Source organism: Pseudomonas sp. PB120, assembly GCF_009761815.1.
GTDB lineage: Bacteria > Pseudomonadota > Gammaproteobacteria > Pseudomonadales > Pseudomonadaceae > Aquipseudomonas.
In genome coordinates this window covers 63855-81517 of sequence record NZ_RWIN01000125.1, presented here as the reverse complement: position 1 = coordinate 81517, position 17663 = coordinate 63855, and the positions used below count along the sequence as shown (strand labels likewise).

Sequence of the window (17663 nt, the reverse complement as noted above, 5' to 3'; positions counted from 1 at the left end):
ACCTTGAGCAGCGTTGCGATCATTCCAGCGCGTGGCGGCAGCAAGCGAATCCCGCGCAAGAACCTCAAGCCGTTCGACGGTGTGCCGATGATCGTCCGGTCGATCCGCACCGCACTGGATTCGGCCCTGTTCGATCAGGTGATCGTCAGCACCGACGATGAAGAAATCGCCGACGTGGCGCGGGCGCACGGTGCGCAAGTGCCATTTATGCGGCCCGCGGCACTGGCCGACGATTTCACCGGCACCGCGGCGGTCGTGGTGCATGCCTTGCAGCAACTGCCGGCGTTCGATTTTGCCTGTTGCATCTATGCCACTGCGCCGCTGTTGCAGGCGCGTTATTTGCGTCAGGGGCAGGAGCTGCTGGTCCAGCATCCACACAAGTCCTTCGCGTTTTCCGTCGCCGGTTTCGGCTTCCCGGTGCAGCGTGCGCTGGTCCTCGACGAGGAGGGCGCCTTGACGTCGCTCTACCCGGAATTTCGCCAGACCCGTTCCCAGGATCTCCCTGAAGCCTTCCAGGACGCCGGCCAGTTTTATTGGGGGCGCAGCGACGCCTGGCTGCGCGGTGATGCGTTGTTTTCGACGGCAAGCCTGCCGGTGATCCTGCCCAGGCATCTGGTGCAAGACATCGACACCGCCGAAGACTGGAAGCGTGCCGAATACCTGTACGCCGCGCTCAAGGCCGGTGGTGAAGTGCAATGAGAGTGCTGATTCGCGCCGATGCGTCGCCCACCATTGGCAGCGGCCATATCGCTCGCTTGTTGCCGCTGGCCAGAACCTTGCGCCAGCAAGGCTCGCACGTCGCGTTTGCCTGCCGCCAGTTGCCCGGGCATCGGCTGGACATGCTCGCGGCGGAAGGTTTTGAAACCTTCGCGCTGCCGGCTCGTTATCCCGATGAAGACCCGCAGCAGGCCATCGAATCGATGTTGCCGTGGCAGGCGGACATCGATGCATTGGCACTCGCGCTGGAAAACCAATCGGCGTATGACTGGATCATCGTCGACCACTACGGCCTCGATCATCATTGGCAAACCGCAGCCCGACACTGGGCGCCACGGATTGCCGCGGTGGACGACCTGGCGACGCGCACTTACAGCGTCGATCTGCTGCTCAATCAGAATTTGTCCGGCACGCCGGAGGCTTACACCGCGTTGCTGCCACGCGGATGCCAAGCGTTGCTCGGCCCGGGTTTTGCCCTGCTGCGAGAGGAATTCTGCGGCGCGGCGATCGAGATCAAACCCCGGGCGAAGCGGGTGCTGGTGAACTTCGGCGGCTTCGATGCCGCGATGCAGACGCACCACGCGATGCTGGCGCTGGCAGAATTGCCCGGGCTTGAAGTCGATTTTGTGGCCGGTGCCGAGAACCCGGCCTGGGAAAAAATGCAGCGGCTGGCGGCCAATCGTCCGAACTGGCGCCTGCACCGTTTTGTCAGCGACTTCTACCGATTGATGACCGAGGCCGACCTGTTTGTCGGCGCCGGCGGCGGTACCAGTTGGGAGCGCGCGGCCCTGGGGCTGCCGACGATCTGCATCGCGGTGTCGAATAATCAGCAAGCCAATGGCGAGGTGATGGCAACGTCGGGCGCGCATGTGTACCTGGGGCCTCGCGAGCAGGTCAGCGTTGAACAATTGCGTCAGGCGATCGGTTTTGTCGCCGGCAATCAAGGGCTGCGCCAGAGCCTGGCCGAACGTTCGCGGCAGCTGGTCGATGGTCGGGGCGCGAAGCGCGTTGCGGCAGCGCTGGCCGGTGCGGTGTTGCGGGTGCGTCCGGCAACGTCAGACGACGCACGGTTGCTGTTCGACGGGCGTAATGCCGAAGCGGTGCGGCGCTGGTCGCTGGACTCCGGCATCATTGACTGGCAGCAACATCAAGACTGGCTGACGGCCAGTTTGAGCAATCCGCAGCGTTTGCTGCTGATCGCCGAAGCCGATGACGGCCCGGTCGGTGTGCTGCGTTACGACCTGCGCGACGTTGAAACGGAGGTCTCGATTTACCTGTTCGAAGGTCGATTCGGCCTGGGATGGGGCAGGGCGCTATTGGCGCAAGGCGAAGCGTTCGTGCGCGCCCTCTGGCCGCAACTGCAGGCCATCACGGCCCAAGTGTTGCCAGAGAACCAGCCCTCGTTGAAAGTGTTCCGCGAAGCCGGTTTTACTCAGAGTGCCTGCGCGTTCACGCGCGTATTGAAGGATGACAGCAATGACTAGTTTCAAGATCGGCAATCGCTCCATCGGTGCCGATGCGCCGCCGTTCATCATTGCCGAAATGAGTGGCAACCATAACCAGTCCCTTGAGGTGGCGCTGCAGATCGTCGACGCCGCGGCCAAGGCCGGCGCGCATGCCTTGAAGCTGCAAACCTACACCGCCGAGACCATGACCCTGGACCTGTCCGAGGGCGAGTTCTTCATCAAGGACCCGAACAGCCTGTGGGCCGGTACTTCGCTGTACGCGCTGTACGAAAAGGCGCATACGCCCTGGGAATGGCACGCGCCGATTTTCGCCCGGGCCAAGGAATTGGGCATGCTCGCCTTCTCGACGCCGTTCGATGACAGCGCCGTGGACTTTCTCGAAAGCCTCGACGTGCCGGCTTACAAGATCGCCAGTTTCGAGAACACTGATCTGCCGTTGATTCGGCGGGTGGCCGCGACGGGCAAGCCGTTGATCATTTCCACTGGCATGGCCAGCATCGCCGAACTCGACGAGACCGTGCGCGCCGCCCGCGAGGCCGGCTGCAAGGACCTGGTCTTGCTCAAATGCACCAGCACCTACCCGGCGACGCCCGCCAACAGCAACGTGCGCACGATTGCGCATCTGCGTGAATTGTTCGGCTGTGAAGTCGGCCTGTCCGATCACTCCATGGGCGTTGGCGTGTCCGTGGCGGCAGTGGCGCTTGGGGCGACGGTGGTGGAAAAGCACTTCACCCTCGACCGCTCGGCCGGTGGCGTGGACGCCAGTTTTTCACTGGAGCCCGCTGAACTGGCGAGCCTGGTGATCGAAACCGAGCGCGCCTGGCAGGCCATGGGCCAGGTGCATTACGGCGTCACCGAAGCCGAGCAGAAGTCGCTGGTGTACCGGCGGTCGCTGTATGTCACTCAGGACATGGTGGCCGGTGAAGCGTTCTCGAGCGCCAATGTGCGCGCCATTCGTCCAGGCCTGGGGCTGGCCCCCAAACACGCGCAAACCCTTCTGGAACGCCGCGCGCGCCACGCCATCAAGCGTGGGACGCCGCTGGACTGGTCGTTGGTCGAATAACGGCTCATCGCTTTGATTCGGCAAAATAGCGTGACCTGCGAGTCATAACGCGCATCTTCACTGTATTGTATCAATCGGGAAGGTGGCGCCTGGTCTGTGTCTGGCCCAGTGATAGCCCTTTGCTCTTCCCGCTGTCGCCTCTTCGGGGCGACGTTTTTCTTTGTTTGTCGGCGCCCCTCGAATCATTACGAGCGGTGGTATTGGGCTGTTTATTATTGGGAAGCCGTAATGATTGGCATAAAAAGCATTGCGAGCTACGTTCCTGTAGCCGGCGTGGACAATTACGCACAAGGTGCAAAATTCGAGAAGGATGAAGAATTCATCCTGGGCAAGATCGGTTCCGCTTTCCTGCCACGCAAAGACGATGGTCAGGAAACGTCGGACCTGTGTGTCGAAGCAGCCAACGCGCTGTTCGCCAACACCCCTGATTTGAAACGTGAAGCCATCGACGTGCTGATCGTTGTCACCCAGAACGGTGACGAAGAAGGCCTGCCACACACCGCGGCCATCGTTCAGGACAAACTGGGCCTGCCAACGACCGTGGCGGCATTCGACATTTCCCTGGGCTGCTCCGGCTATGTCTATGGCCTCTACGCGATCAAGGGCTTCATGGAAGCCGCGGGCCTGAAGAATGGTCTGCTGATCACCGCCGATCCGTATTCGAAGATTGTCGACCCGGAAGACCGCAACACCACCATGCTGTTCGGCGACGCCGCCACCGCGACCTGGATGGGCGAAAACGCACCCTGGCTGCTGGGCAAGGCGAAGTTCGGCACCGACGGTTCCGGTGCACCGCACCTGAAAGTGACCGATGGCGTGTTCTTCATGAACGGCCGCCAGGTGTTCAACTTCGCACTGCTCAAAGTCCCGGCGCATTTGCATGAACTGCTGGCCGATTCGCAACTGACCGCTGACGATGTCGATGCCTTCTGCATTCACCAGGGCAGCGCGGCAATTGTCGACGCGGTGGCGCGACGCTTCGAAGGTGAGCCGGAAAAGTTCATCAAGGACATGGTCGAGACCGGCAATACCGTGTCGTCGAGCATTCCGTTGCTCCTGGAAAAACACGTTCTCGATTCCAGCTGGAAGCGCGTCGCGCTGAGCGGTTTCGGGGTCGGCCTGTCCTGGGGTTCGGCGATCATTTATCGCCCTTGACGTGAACTTTGTGGCATAAAAAATAGCGCTCAAGGTGTAATCTTGAGCGCTATTTTTTTTGTATGGCGAGCGAGGCGATATGAGCGACAGCTTTGACCACAATGCTCAGGTGATAGAGCGACGCTGGCCGGCGCTGTTTGCGCGCTTGATCACTGAACGCAGCATGCAAGAGCAGGCTGAACTGGTGGAAGGCCTGGGCTCGACCCTGAGCATTTCCGGCATTCAGCTCACCAGTCGCCATGACCGCACGCGTGAAGCACGCCTGCAGGCTGCCAGCCTGCCGTCGGACGCCCCAGTGGTGCACGTCTATGGCACGGGCCTGGGCGACTTGCCGACCGTACTGCTTGAAAACGCCGATATTCAGCGTGTGTTCGTGCATATCCTCAACGGCGCGATTTTCCGGTTGACCCTGCAGTTGCTCGATCAACAGCACTGGCTCAACGACCCGCGGATCGAGTTGAGGTACGCCGGTGATGCGCCGGACATCTACATGCCGTTTTTTGCCTTGCCCGCCGAGATGCTGCTGGCGGACGACTTCAACGCGAAGATCCGTGATCGGCTGATCAGCGAAGTGCACCTGGCCTTCAACAATCGCGAGTTCGATCCGAACTCTCCGGAGATCATTCAGCGACTGGAAGAGAGTCTTGAACTCGTCAGCCAGGACGCCGACGTTGCTGAGCTGTTCTCGACCTGCTCAGGGCGAGAGGTGTACGTCATCGCCACGGGGCCTAGCCTCGAACACCACTTCGAACAGCTTCGTGCCATCCGCGAGCAAGAACCTCGGCCGTTGTTCATCAGCGTCGACACCGCCTACCGTCCCTTGCGCGAGCACGGCATTGCGCCGGACATCGTGGTCAGCATCGACCAGCGCATCGGCTTCAGGCACTTGCCGCCCGAGGACACGGGCGACATCCCCTTGGTCTATTTGCCCCTGAGCGACCCGCAGGTCCTGGCCGCCTGGCAAGGTGCCCGTTACGTCGGGTACTCCGCCAGCCCGGTTTATGCCGCGTTGCGTCAGGCGCTACCCAAGGCTGAGCTGTACGTGGGCGGCAGCGTGATTCATCCGGCGGTGGACCTCGCGGTGAAAATGGGCGCGGACCGCATCACCCTGTTCGGCGCCGATTTTGCGTTCCCCATGAATAAAACCCATGCCGGCTGGGGCGATGGCGACCTGGGGCCGGGCGTGAGCCAGGCCCGGCACTGGGTGCTCGACGGCAATGGCCAGCGGGTCAGCACGCAGTTGAATTTCCGCAGTTACCTGTGCGAACTGGAGCGCTACATCGCCGGGCACCCGAAGGTAAGTTTTTTCAACAGCAGTCGGGCGGGCGCGATGATTGTCGGTACCACGTTCAATCAGGAGTTCGTACAGTGAACGGGTTCGCACACTGCATCAGCGATTGCCGCCAATGCGCGCAGTTGTTCCGTCTGGGGCGTGATGTCGAGGCGGCGCTAAACATGGTCGATGTCTTCGAAAAGTCGCAGGCACTGTTCGATCAAATGCCTCAGGCAATTCAGCAACAGTGGGCGCAATTGCTCATGTCGATGTTCGCCGCCCAGGAAGCGCAGGACTGGCTGGGGTTGGCGGACTCGATGGAATACGAATTGGTTGATTTGCTCGAAACGGGCCAGTCCCGGGTTTGAATGTTCATTGCCGGTTGATGCGATTGAAGTCGCCGGCAATTCTCTGACGTCATTTTTCCTCTCTCGGGTGTCTTGCAAGCCTTTGTTTTCTTAGGGGTGGCAGTGTGATGGCAAATTTTTTTCAAAAAGCCCTCAAGCAACCTGCAATCGCGACGATAACTACTACGAAGGTTCTCTAGGCCATACCCGGCGGTTGCCAGGGCCGGAAGCCAGTACCCAACCAACGAGGAATTCATCATGCCATTAGGCGTAAACACTAACGTTGCATCCCTGAACGTTCAAAAGAACCTGGGCCGTGCTTCGGATGCTCTGTCGACCTCCATGACTCGCTTGTCTTCCGGCCTGAAAATCAACAGCGCTAAAGACGACGCCGCCGGCCTGCAGATCTCTACTCGTATGACCAGCCAGATCCGTGGTCAGACCGTAGCCATCAAAAACGCCAACGATGGTATCTCGATGGCGCAGACCGCTGAAGGCGCGCTGCAAGAGACCACCAACATTCTGCAGCGTATGCGTGAACTGGCTGTTCAAGCCCGTAACGGTACCAACATCACTGCTGACCGTACCGCAACCAACGCCGAATTCATCCAGCTGTCGGACGAGATCACTCGTATCGCTTCCAGCACCAACCTGAACGGCAAAAACCTGCTGGACGGTTCGGCTGGTTCGATGGTTCTGCAAGTAGGTTCCAACACCGGTACCAACAACCAGATCACCCTGACCCTGAGCACCAGCTTCGCTGCTTCCAGCCTGTCTGTTGGTTCGGGTACTACTGTTCTGACTGGTGCTACCTCGGCTGCTGCTTTCTCGGCAATCGACGGTGCAATCACCGCGATCGACTCGGCTCTGGCAACAGTCAACGCCGTCCGCGCCAACCTCGGTGCTTCGCAAAACCGTCTGACCAGCACCATCTCCAACCTGCAGAACGTTAACGAAAACGCCTCTGCTGCATTGGGTCGTGTACAAGACACCGACTTCGCTGCTGAAACTGCCAACCTGACCAAACAGCAAACTCTGCAACAAGCTTCCACCGCTGTTCTGGCTCAAGCCAACCAGTTGCCTTCCGCTGTACTGAAACTGCTTCAGTAATTCGGTTGAGTTTTAGCGGGGGAGTGCGCTTGTCGTGCTCTCTCGCTTTTTAGTTTCAGGAGTGATGGACATGGACATGAGCGTAAAGCTGAACTTGTCTTACCCGGCGGCTCAACCGGCGAACGCGGCGGTTGCTCAATCGGCTGGCGTTTCCTACAGCGCAAGCGATACCGATCAGTCGGTGGCTGGCAGTAAAGACTCGGATCCGAACAAGCTGAAACTGGCTGTGCAGGAAATCGAGAAGTTCGTCCAGTCGATCAAGCGGAATCTGGAATTCTCGATTGATGAGGCGTCCGGAAAAGTGGTTGTTAAAGTGATTGCCACGGAATCCGGTGAAGTGGTGCGACAGATCCCTTCCGAAGAAGCCTTGAAGCTGGCGGAAAGTTTGAACACTGCAAGCAACGTGCTGTTTGACGCCAAAGCCTGACAGCTGGCATGAATCGTGTTTGTGCGTTGATATGACGGCGTGATCGGTCAAAAGACCGGCGGCAGACATTTAGGGAGATGTACATGGCAAGTCCAATTACAACCGGTACGGGCCTTGGCTCCAACCTGGACATCAGTTCGATCGTAACCGCACTGGTCAACGCCGACAGTTCGGCCAAGCAGAACCAGATCAAAACCCAGACCACGATCAACACCGCGAAAATTTCGGGTGTCGGCGCGCTCAAAAGTGCCCTGGCCGCCTATCAGGCCGCGATGGATAAACTGAGCAGTGCGACCAGCCCCTCGTTCAGCGGTTTCGCAGCGACGTCGTCGGCGTCCACAGTACTGACCGCGACCTCTGACAACACCGCCGTCAATGGCACTTACACCATCAAAGTCAACAATCTGGCTACCAGCTCCAAAGTTGCCAGTGCTAATTTCTCCGGCGGTGCGAGCAGTGCCATTCCGACTGGTACTCTGAAAATCAGTCAAAATGGCACTGACTACAGCGTTGCTATTCCTGCCGGTGCGACGCTGCAGACCACTCGCGATGCGATCAACACCACGCTGAGCGCCCAGGGTATTTCGGCCAACATCGTCACTGACAGCAACGGCTCGCGGCTGGTCATCGGGTCGACCACGACCGGCAAGGGCTCGGACATGGTGGTCAGCGGTATCGCAGGCCTGAACATCGACGGCACGCAGGTGATGGGGACCATTCCCGATCCTTCGAACCCGGGGCAGACCCTGCCGGATCCGGCCAGTTCCGGAACCATCGGTGCGTTGGCCACTGATGCGAGCCTGTCGATCGATGGCCTGGCGGTGACCAGCAAAACCAACACCGTCAGCTCGGCGGTGAGCGGCTTGAGCATGACCCTGGTGGCTGCGGGCACTTCGACCGTGACCGTTGCGACCAACACGACCGGTTTGCAGACGTCGATCCAGTCGTTCGTCGATGCCTACAACACGCTGGTAAAAACAGTTAACTCGCTGACACAGGCCACTGCCGACGCTGATGGCAAGCTGACGGTCTCTGCACCTATGACCGGTGACTCCCTGCCGCGTTCGCTCCTTGCCGATATCCGCAAAGAGCTGACCACCCCAGGCCCTGGTGGGCAACTGTCGGTGCTGGCGCAATTGGGTATCACCACTGATCAGAAAGCCGGTACCTTGAACTTTGACACCACCAAGTTCAACACGGCGATGAAAGACAAATCGCTGGGCAGTCAGGTGCAAACGCTGTTCACCGGTACGAACAGCACCAACGGTCTGCTGGCCCGGATGAAAACGGCGATGAGCCCGTACGCGTCCACCGGCGGCATCCTGGACCAGCGCTCCACGAGCCTGAGCAAGCAGAAGACCGACCTGACGACTCAGCAGGCCGCACTGGATCTGCGCGTGGAGTCGATGACGAAAACGCTGACCGCCAAGTACAATGCGATGGACCTGTTGGTCGGGCAGATGAAGGCGACGGCGAGCAACATTACTTCGTTCTTCGACACCATGAATGCTCAAGCCAAAGCCTGATCGTTAAATTTATGGTACAAAAAAACCCGGCTGCGTTTTGAACGCGCCGGGTTTTTGTCTTCTGCTATAAAGTTTTTTGACTCGCCGACGATATATTGGTCAGGCGAGCCCTAGAGTTGTGATGAGGTAAGAACATGAATCCGATGTTGGCCCTTCGGCAATATCAGAAAGTTGGAGCGCAAGCTCAAGTCTCCGAGGCCAGTCCGTACCGTCTGGTGCAGATGCTGATGGAGGGTGGGCTGGATCGCATCGCTCAGGCCAAAGGGGCCATGGAGCGTAACGACATTCCGGGTAAAGGTGTCTTGATCAGCAAGGCCATTGGCATCATTGGCGGCCTGCGCGAGGGCCTGGATCTTGAGAACAAGGCCGACGAAGTCGAGCGCCTGGATAATCTCTACGTCTACATGATGCAGCGCCTGACAGAGGCCAACATCAAGACCGATCCAGTGATCCTGGATGAAGTCGCCGATCTGCTTCGCACCGTCAAAGACGGCTGGGACGGCATCGCAGAGCCAAGTCCGCAGTTTTGAGGAGATCACCATGAGTCTTGTATTGCAGCGAATCGAACAGACCCGCGAAGCGTTGGTCGGTGCATTGGCCGAGCGCAACTGGGAAGCCATTGGTGAACTGGACCTGGCTTGCCGTTCCTGCATGGAAGACGTCTTGAGTGAGGCGATGCTGGATGAGGCCGCGTTGCGCGTTAACCTTGAGGAGTTGCTGGGGGTGTACAAGCAGCTGCTCGAGGCGGCCATGGGGGAAAGGCAGGCGATTGTCGACGAGATGTCGCAGATCCATCAAGCACAGAACGCCGCAAAGGTTTACCATCTGTTTGGTTAATTAATCCTCTGTTAATCCAAACTAAGTGCGCCATAAATTTGACTGTGCACGGTTTTTTGACTTAACTAGTGGCTGGTTCCAGATTTCAGGCGTCTACAGGCGTAACGTGTCTGCAAGCGTCTAGCTTGCCCCATCATTTCGGGCATTGAGTTGACTAGGGAAGTTGCTATTGCATGTGGCGTGAAACCAAAATTCTGCTGATTGATGACGATAGCGTCCGTCGCCGCGATTTGGCGGTGATCTTGAATTTTCTCGGTGAAGAAAATTTACCCTGCGGGAGCCATGACTGGCAGCAGGCTGTCGGCTCTTTGTCGTCAAGTCGTGAAGTGATCTGTGTCCTCATTGGAACGGTCAATGCACCTGGTGCACTTCCGGGCTTGTTAAAGACACTCTCTACCTGGGATGAGTTCCTTCCGGTTTTGTTAATGGGCGATAATTCTTCCGTTGACCTGCCGGACGACCAGCGCCGTCGAGTGCTGTCGACCCTGGAAATGCCACCCAGCTACAGCAAACTGCTCGACTCGCTGCACCGTGCCCAGGTCTATCGCGAGATGTACGACCAGGCCCGCGAGCGCGGTCGCCACCGTGAGCCCAATCTTTTCCGTAGCCTTGTCGGCACCAGCCGGGCGATTCAACACGTCCGCCAGATGATGCAGCAAGTCGCCGACACCGATGCCAGCGTGCTGATCCTCGGTGAGTCCGGCACCGGCAAGGAAGTGGTTGCGCGCAACCTGCACTATCACTCCAAGCGCCGCGAAGCGCCGTTCGTACCCGTCAACTGCGGGGCGATCCCGGCCGAGTTGCTGGAAAGCGAATTGTTCGGCCACGAGAAGGGCGCCTTTACCGGGGCGATCACCAGCCGTGCCGGGCGTTTCGAGCTGGCCAACGGCGGCACGCTGTTCCTCGACGAAATCGGCGACATGCCGCTGCCGATGCAGGTCAAGTTGCTGCGCGTGTTGCAGGAGCGCACCTTCGAGCGCGTGGGCAGCAACAAGACCCAGAGCGTTGACGTGCGCATCATCGCCGCGACCCACAAGAATCTCGAAAGCATGATCGAGATCGGCACCTTCCGCGAAGACTTGTACTACCGCCTGAACGTGTTCCCGATCGAGATGGCACCGTTGCGCGAACGCGTCGAAGACATTCCGTTGCTGATGAACGAATTGATCTCGCGCATGGAGCACGAGAAGCGTGGTTCGATCCGTTTCAACTCCGCAGCGATCATGTCGCTGTGCCGTCATGGCTGGCCGGGTAACGTGCGCGAGCTCGCCAACCTGGTGGAACGCATGGCGATCATGCATCCGTACGGCGTGATCGGCGTGGTCGAGTTGCCGAAGAAATTCCGCTACGTCGACGATGAAGACGAGCAGTTGGTCGACAGCCTGCGCAGCGATCTCGAAGAGCGCGTGGCCATCAACGGTCACACCCCGGATTTCTCTGCCGGCGCGATGTTGCCGCCGGAAGGCCTGGACCTCAAGGACTACCTCGGTGGCCTGGAGCAAGGGCTGATTCAGCAGGCGCTGGATGATGCCAATGGCATCGTGGCGCGTGCGGCAGAGCGCTTGCGTATTCGACGCACCACCCTGGTGGAGAAGATGCGCAAGTACGGCATGAGTCGTCGTGACGGTGATGAACAGGCGGATGATTGACGCCTGTTTTTCAAGTCATTCATTTGTAGGCAGTTTTTTTTAGGCACGGGTATTGCTAAGTCCCTCGCAACGTTCCGTTTAAATGACGGTCAGCCAGCGAGTGAGCACGATGCCCCAAGCCGCCCAGATATCTTATGTCCCTGACGCTACGTCCGTAGAGCAGGCAAGCCGGCTTGGCCTCGAGCAGGCATTCGCGCTGTTCAGCCAAATGTCGAGCCAGTTGACTGACTCCTACAGCATGCTCGAAGCCCGGGTGACCGAGCTCAAGGGTGAACTGGCAGTCGTCAGCGCCCAACGCATGCAGGAACTGGCGGAAAAAGAACGCCTGGCCAACCGGCTGCAAAACCTTCTGGATCTGTTGCCGGGCGGCGTCATTGTCATCGATGCCCAAGGCATCGTTCGCGAAGCCAACCCCGCTGCCATTGAATTGCTCGGCCTGCCCCTCGAAGGCGAGTTGTGGCGCCATGTGATTGCGCGTTGTTTTGCGCCGCGTGAGGACGACGGTCACGAAATCTCCCTCAAGGACGGTCGGCGTCTTTCCATCGCGACTCGCTCGCTGGACGCAGAGCCCGGTCAGTTGGTGTTGCTCAATGACCTGACTGAAACCCGGCACCTGCAAGATCAACTGGCGCGGCACGAGCGCTTGTCGTCCCTCGGCAGAATGGTCGCATCGCTGGCTCATCAAATCCGTACGCCCTTGTCCGCAGCGCTGCTCTACGCCAGTCATTTGACTGAGCAAGCGTTGCCGGTCGCCACCCAGCAACGATTTGCCGGGCGCCTGAAAGAGCGTCTGCACGAGCTGGAGCATCAGGTTCGCGACATGCTGGTGTTCGCTCGCGGTGAGTTGCCGCTGACGGATCGCGTCACGCCGAAGCTGTTGATGCAGGCGCTGCAAGCGGCAGCGCTGACTCACGTTCAGGATCTGCCGGTCCGCTGGCAGTGCGACAGCCATGCGGGTGAGTTGTTGTGTAATCGCGACACCTTGGTCGGCGCGATCCTCAACCTGATCGAGAACGCCATCCAGGCCAGTGCCGGCAATGTGCGTCTGAAAGTCCATCTCTATACCCGCGACAACGCCCTGCGCCTGTGTGTCAGTGACAGCGGTAGTGGCATCGACAGCAAGGTGCTGGCGCGTTTGGGTGAGCCTTTTTTCACCACCAAAACCACCGGGACCGGCCTTGGGCTGACCGTGGTCAAGGCTGTGGCGCGAGCTCATCAAGGTGAATTGCAGCTGCGCTCGCGACCCGGTCGCGGCACGTGCGCGCAGCTGATCCTGCCGCTGTTTTCGAATGAGAAACCCAGCGTTCAGGGTGCGGAGTAGAGGACATGGGGATCAAGGTTTTACTGGTCGAGGATGACCGCGCGCTACGCGAAGCGTTGACCGATACGCTGTTGCTCGCCGGGCACGATTACAAGGCCGTGGGTTCGGCGGAAGAAGCGCTGGAGGCGGTCGGCGCCGAGGCCTTCAGCCTTGTGCTGAGTGACGTCAACATGCCGGGCATGGACGGTCATCAGTTGCTCGGATGGCTGCGGGCTCGCCAGCCGCAATTGCCGGTGTTGCTGATGACCGCTCACGGCGCCGTCGAGCGTGCCGTCGATGCGATGCGTCAGGGCGCGGTCGATTATCTGGTCAAGCCGTTCGAGCCCAAGGCGTTGCTCGACCTGGTGGCGCGTCATGCGCTGGGTAGTCTCGGTGTTGCCGACAGCGAGGGGCCTGTGGCGTTTGAACCAGCCAGTGCGCAGCTGCTGGAATTGGCCGCGCGGGTTGCGCGCAGTGATTCCACGGTGCTGATCTCCGGTGAGTCCGGGACCGGCAAGGAGGTGCTGGCGCGCTACATCCATCAGCACTCCCATCGCGCCCGTCAGCCGTTCATTGCGATCAACTGCGCGGCGATTCCCGACAACATGCTTGAAGCCACATTGTTCGGTCATGAGAAGGGCTCGTTTACCGGCGCCATCGCGGCCCAGGCCGGCAAGTTTGAGCAGGCCGATGGTGGCACTATCCTGCTCGATGAGATCTCTGAAATGCCCCTCGGTCTCCAGGCCAAGTTGCTGCGGGTGTTGCAAGAGCGCGAAGTTGAACGGGTAGGTGCGCGCAAGCCGATCGCGCTGGATATTCGGGTCGTCGCGACCACCAACCGGGATCTGGCCGGGGAAGTGGCGGCGGGGCGTTTCCGTGAAGACCTTTACTATCGCCTCTCGGTGTTCCCGCTGGCCTGGCGCCCGCTGCGCGAGCGCACCGCCGACATCCTGCCGCTGGCCGAGCGTCTCTTGGCCAAACACGTCAATAAAATGAAGCATGCCGCGGCGCGACTGTCGCCTGAAGCTCAGGCGTGCCTGATCGGTTATCCGTGGCCGGGCAACGTGCGCGAGCTGGATAACGCCATTCAGCGGGCATTGATTCTGCAGCAGGGCGGATTGATCCAGCCGCAGGATTTCTGCCTCGCCGGGCCGGTCGCCTGCGCGCCGTTGCCGGCATTGACGGCGACACCTGTGCGAATTGTTGAAGCCGAGGCTGAGTCCGCCGGTGCGCTGGGCGATGACCTGCGTCGCCGTGAATTTCAGATGATCATTGACACGCTGCGCGCCGAGCGCGGCCGTCGAAAGGAAGCGGCCGAGCGTCTGGGCATCAGCCCGCGCACGTTGCGCTACAAGTTGGCGCAAATGCGAGATGCGGGAATGGACGTGGAAGCCTACCTGTTCGCCACCTGATTCAACCCCGTAGGAGCGAGCTTGCTCGCGATGGACTAAAGAGCGCCGAGCCAATCCTGTTGCCCCGCGTTTTTATTCGCGACCATCGCGAGCACGCTCGCTCCTACAGGTTGCACGTTAATGAAGGGCTTTTGTTTAAAGTGGCCATGGAGCTGGCACCCTTGTTGCTAACACCTCACTACCCGCCGAGTGAGTGTCAAAAAATTGCGGGTCGCCAACGAGAATAGACGATGAGCCAAGGTATTGAATTTAATCGGTTGATGCTGGATATGCGTTCCATGCAAATGGATGCCATGTCTGCGCCTAAATCGACTGCCGCAGTCCCTGAACTGGGTGGCAGCAGCTTTTCCGACATGCTCGGTCAGGCCGTCAATAAAGTGAACGACACGCAGCAAGCGTCGAATCAACTGGCCAGTGCCTTCGAAATCGGCAAAAGCGGCGTCGACCTGACGGACGTGATGATTTCCTCGCAAAAGGCCAGCGTGTCCTTTCAGGCGTTGACCCAAGTGCGTAACAAGTTGGTTCAGGCATACCAAGACATCATGCAGATGCCGGTTTAAGGACGAATTGAGTCATGGCAGAAGCAGTCGCCGATAACGTTCCGGCCAAGGCCACCCCGATAGACGGCAAACCGCCGCTGTTCGGATTGTCAGTCCTGGAAAACCTCTCCGAGATGACCATGTTGCGTCAGGTGGGCCTGTTGGTCGGCCTGGCTGCGAGCGTGGCGATTGGCTTTGCCGTGGTGTTGTGGTCCCAGCAACCGGACTACCGGCCCCTGTACGGCAGCCTTGCCGGCATGGACGCCAAACAGGTCATGGATACCCTGGCCTCCGCCGATATTCCCTACACCGTAGAACCCAATTCCGGAGCTTTGCTGGTCAAGGCCGATGACCTGTCCCGTGCGCGGCTCAAGCTCGCGGCCGCTGGTGTCACTCCCAGCGACGGCAACATCGGTTTTGAAATCCTCGACAAGGACCAGGGCCTGGGCACCAGCCAGTTCATGGAAGCGACCCGTTATCGTCGCGGCCTCGAAGGTGAACTGGCGCGCACCATTTCCAGCCTGAACAACGTCAAGGGCGCCCGCGTGCACCTGGCGATTCCGAAAAGCTCGGTATTCGTGCGCGACGAGCGCAAGCCGAGCGCCTCGGTACTCGTGGAGCTGTATTCCGGTCGTTCGCTGGAGCCAGGCCAGGTACTGGCGATCATTAACCTGGTCGCGACCAGCGTTCCCGAGCTCAGCAAATCCCAGATTACCGTCGTCGACCAGAAGGGCACATTGCTCTCGGATCAGGCGGAAAACTCTGAACTGACCATGGCCGGCAAGCAATTCGATTACAGCCGTCGCATGGAAAGCATGCTCACCCAGCGCGTGCACAACATTCTGCAACCGGTACTGGGCAACGACCGCTATAAAGCCGAAGTCTCGGCGGATGTGGATTTCAGTGCCGTCGAGTCCACCTCCGAGCAGTTCAACCCGGACCAGCCGGCGTTGCGCAGCGAGCAGTCGGTCAATGAGCAGCGCACCGCCAGCAATGGTCCTCAAGGTGTGCCGGGGGCGTTGAGCAATCAACCGCCAGCACCGGCTTCCGCGCCGCAAACCACCGGTGGTTCGACCGCATCGGCAGGCATGGTGCAACCAGGCCAGCCACTGATTGACGCCAACGGTCAGCAAATCATGGACCCGGCCACCGGGCAGCCGATGCTGGCGCCGTACCCGGCCGACAAGCGTCAACAATCCACCAAGAACTTCGAGCTGGATCGCTCCATCAGCCACACCAAACAGCAGCAGGGCCGGTTGAATCGCCTGTCGGTGTCGGTGGTGGTCGATGATCAGGTCAAGATCAACGCCGCCAACGGTGAAACCACTCGCGCACCCTGGAGCGCCGACGAATTGGCGCGTTTCACTCGCCTGGTGCAGGACGCCGTCGGTTTCGACGCCAGCCGTGGTGACAGCGTCAGCGTGATCAACATGCCGTTCTCCGCCGAGCGCGGTGAAGTGATTGCCGATATTCCGTTCTACTCGCAGCCGTGGTTCTGGGACATCGTCAAACAGGTCCTGGGCGTGTTGTTCATTCTGGTGCTGGTGTTCGGTGTGCTGCGTCCGGTGCTCAACAACATCACCGGTGGCGGCAAAGGCAAACAGCTGGCCGGCATTGGCAGCGACGTCGAGTTGGGTGGCATGGGCGGCCTGGATGGCGAACTGGCCAACGACCGCGTCAGCCTCGGCGGCCCGCAAAGCATCCTGCTGCCGAGCCCGAGCGAAGGCTATGACGCACAGTTGAATGCAATCAAGAGTCTGGTGGCAGAAGATCCGGGTCGCGTGGCCCAGGTCGTGAAAGAGTGGATTAACGCAGATGAGTGATAACCGAGCCGTTGCCGCCAAACTGACCAAGGTCGACAAAGCCGCGATTCTGCTGCTGTCCCTCGGTTCGACTGATGCTGCCCAGGTGTTGCGCCACATGGGGCCCAAAGAGGTCCAGCGTGTGGGTGTGGCGATGGCCCAGATGGGCAACGTGCACCGCGAGCAGGTCGAGCAGGTCATGAGCGAGTTCGTCGACATCGTCGGCGACCAGACCAGCCTGGGCGTCGGCTCCGACGACTATGTGCGCAAAATGCTCACCCAGGCACTGGGCGAAGACAAGGCCAACGGCCTGATCGACCGCATCCTGCTGGGCGGCAACACCAGTGGCCTCGACAGCCTGAAGTGGATGGAACCGCGCGCCGTCGCCGACGTGATTCGTTACGAACACCCGCAGATCCAGGCGATTGTCGTGGCGTACCTCGACCCCGACCAGGCCGGCGAAGTGCTGGGCAACTTCGACCACAAGGTGCGACTGGACATCATTCTGCGGGTTTCCTCGCTGAATACCGTGCAGCCGGCCGCGTTGAAAGAGCTCAACCAGATTCTCGAGAAGCAGTTCTCCGGCAACTCGAATGCCTCGCGCACCACCCTGGGTGGCATCAAGCGTGCGGCCGACATCATGAACTTCCTCGACAGCTCGATCGAAGGTCAGCTGATGGACTCGATCCGCGAAGTCGACGAAGACCTGTCCGGTCAGATCGAAGACCTCATGTTCGTGTTCAACAACCTGTCCGATGTCGACGACCGTGGCATCCAGGCCCTGTTGCGCGAAGTGTCCTCCGACGTGCTGGTGCTGGCCCTCAAGGGTTCGGACGAAGGCGTCAAGGAGAAGATCTTCAAGAACATGTCCAAACGTGCCGCCGAACTGTTGCGCGACGACCTCGAGGCCAAGGGCCCGGTCCGCGTCAGCGACGTGGAAACCGCACAGAAAGAAATCCTCACCATTGCCCGCCGTATGGCCGAAGCCGGAGAAATCGTTCTCGGCGGGAAGGGCGGCGAAGAGATGATCTAAGGTCACT

The 17663-nt window shown here is 59.8% G+C and carries 17 protein-coding genes; all 17 read left to right on the top strand.

All coding sequences use genetic code 11. The features are described 5' to 3' along the window. Window positions 1-3 precede the first annotated feature (3 nt). The 17 genes from pseF to fliG all read left to right on the top strand — a co-directional run bounded on the left by pseF (window position 4) and on the right by fliG (window position 17656). Complete coding sequence (gene pseF / locus EJA72_RS23345) at window positions 4-699, top strand: pseudaminic acid cytidylyltransferase (protein ID WP_157714202.1); 696 nt, start codon at window positions 4-6, stop codon at window positions 697-699. After that, window positions 696-2201, top strand: a complete 1506-nt coding sequence (gene pseG, locus EJA72_RS23340) for a UDP-2,4-diacetamido-2,4,6-trideoxy-beta-L-altropyranose hydrolase (protein ID WP_157714200.1) — start codon at window positions 696-698, stop codon at window positions 2199-2201. The genes pseF and pseG overlap by 4 nt, the downstream gene beginning before the upstream one ends. After that, window positions 2194-3246: a pseudaminic acid synthase gene (gene pseI, locus EJA72_RS23335; RefSeq protein WP_157714198.1), complete on the top strand. Its 1053-nt coding sequence runs from the start codon at window positions 2194-2196 to the stop codon at window positions 3244-3246. Before pseG ends, pseI begins: the two co-directional genes overlap by 8 nt. Window positions 3247-3474: 228 nt before the next feature. Further along, window positions 3475-4401 (top strand): ketoacyl-ACP synthase III, encoded by a 927-nt coding sequence (locus tag EJA72_RS23330; protein ID WP_157714196.1) that lies wholly within the window; start codon window positions 3475-3477, stop codon window positions 4399-4401. Between the two features lie 79 nt (window positions 4402-4480). Further along, on the top strand, window positions 4481-5773 hold the full coding sequence (locus EJA72_RS23325) for a motility associated factor glycosyltransferase family protein (RefSeq protein ID WP_157714194.1): 1293 nt from the start codon (window positions 4481-4483) through the stop codon (window positions 5771-5773). Then, entirely contained in the window at window positions 5770-6042 is a 273-nt protein-coding gene (locus tag EJA72_RS23320; protein WP_178129543.1) for a hypothetical protein, read from the top strand. The genes EJA72_RS23325 and EJA72_RS23320 overlap by 4 nt, the downstream gene beginning before the upstream one ends. 237 nt (window positions 6043-6279) lie before the next feature. Further along, window positions 6280-7131: a flagellin domain-containing protein gene (locus EJA72_RS23315; protein WP_157714192.1), complete on the top strand. Its 852-nt coding sequence runs from the start codon at window positions 6280-6282 to the stop codon at window positions 7129-7131. 70 nt (window positions 7132-7201) lie between these two features. Further along, window positions 7202-7558 carry a flagellar protein FlaG gene (locus EJA72_RS23310; RefSeq protein WP_157714190.1) on the top strand — a complete coding sequence of 119 codons (357 nt, stop codon included), beginning with the start codon at window positions 7202-7204 and terminating at the stop codon, window positions 7556-7558. An 83-nt stretch (window positions 7559-7641) separates the two neighbouring features. After that, entirely contained in the window at window positions 7642-9084 is a 1443-nt protein-coding gene (fliD, locus tag EJA72_RS23305; protein ID WP_157714188.1) for a flagellar filament capping protein FliD, read from the top strand. A gap of 134 nt (window positions 9085-9218) precedes the next feature. Then, window positions 9219-9614, top strand: a complete 396-nt coding sequence (gene fliS, locus EJA72_RS23300) for a flagellar export chaperone FliS (RefSeq protein WP_157714186.1) — start codon at window positions 9219-9221, stop codon at window positions 9612-9614. Between the two features lie 10 nt (window positions 9615-9624). Then, a complete protein-coding gene (locus EJA72_RS23295) occupies window positions 9625-9921 on the top strand; it encodes a flagellar protein FliT (protein WP_157714184.1) in 297 nt (98 codons plus the stop codon). A 173-nt stretch (window positions 9922-10094) separates the two neighbouring features. After that, window positions 10095-11570 (top strand): sigma-54 dependent transcriptional regulator, encoded by a 1476-nt coding sequence (locus EJA72_RS23290; protein WP_157714182.1) that lies wholly within the window; start codon window positions 10095-10097, stop codon window positions 11568-11570. A gap of 109 nt (window positions 11571-11679) precedes the next feature. Then, on the top strand, window positions 11680-12891 hold the full coding sequence (locus tag EJA72_RS23285) for a PAS domain-containing sensor histidine kinase (RefSeq protein WP_157714180.1): 1212 nt from the start codon (window positions 11680-11682) through the stop codon (window positions 12889-12891). Between the two features lie 5 nt (window positions 12892-12896). Then, window positions 12897-14282, top strand: a complete 1386-nt coding sequence (locus EJA72_RS23280; RefSeq protein WP_157714178.1) for a sigma-54 dependent transcriptional regulator — start codon at window positions 12897-12899, stop codon at window positions 14280-14282. A gap of 230 nt (window positions 14283-14512) precedes the next feature. Next, entirely contained in the window at window positions 14513-14842 is a 330-nt protein-coding gene (gene fliE, locus EJA72_RS23275) for a flagellar hook-basal body complex protein FliE (protein ID WP_008072611.1), read from the top strand. A gap of 14 nt (window positions 14843-14856) precedes the next feature. Then, the gene (gene fliF / locus EJA72_RS23270) at window positions 14857-16644 is read left to right on the top strand and encodes a flagellar basal-body MS-ring/collar protein FliF (protein ID WP_157714176.1); all 1788 of its coding nucleotides are present in this window, start codon (window positions 14857-14859) and stop codon (window positions 16642-16644) included. Beyond that, window positions 16637-17656: a flagellar motor switch protein FliG gene (fliG, locus tag EJA72_RS23265; RefSeq protein WP_007894195.1), complete on the top strand. Its 1020-nt coding sequence runs from the start codon at window positions 16637-16639 to the stop codon at window positions 17654-17656. Before fliF ends, fliG begins: the two co-directional genes overlap by 8 nt. Window positions 17657-17663: the final 7 nt, after the last annotated feature.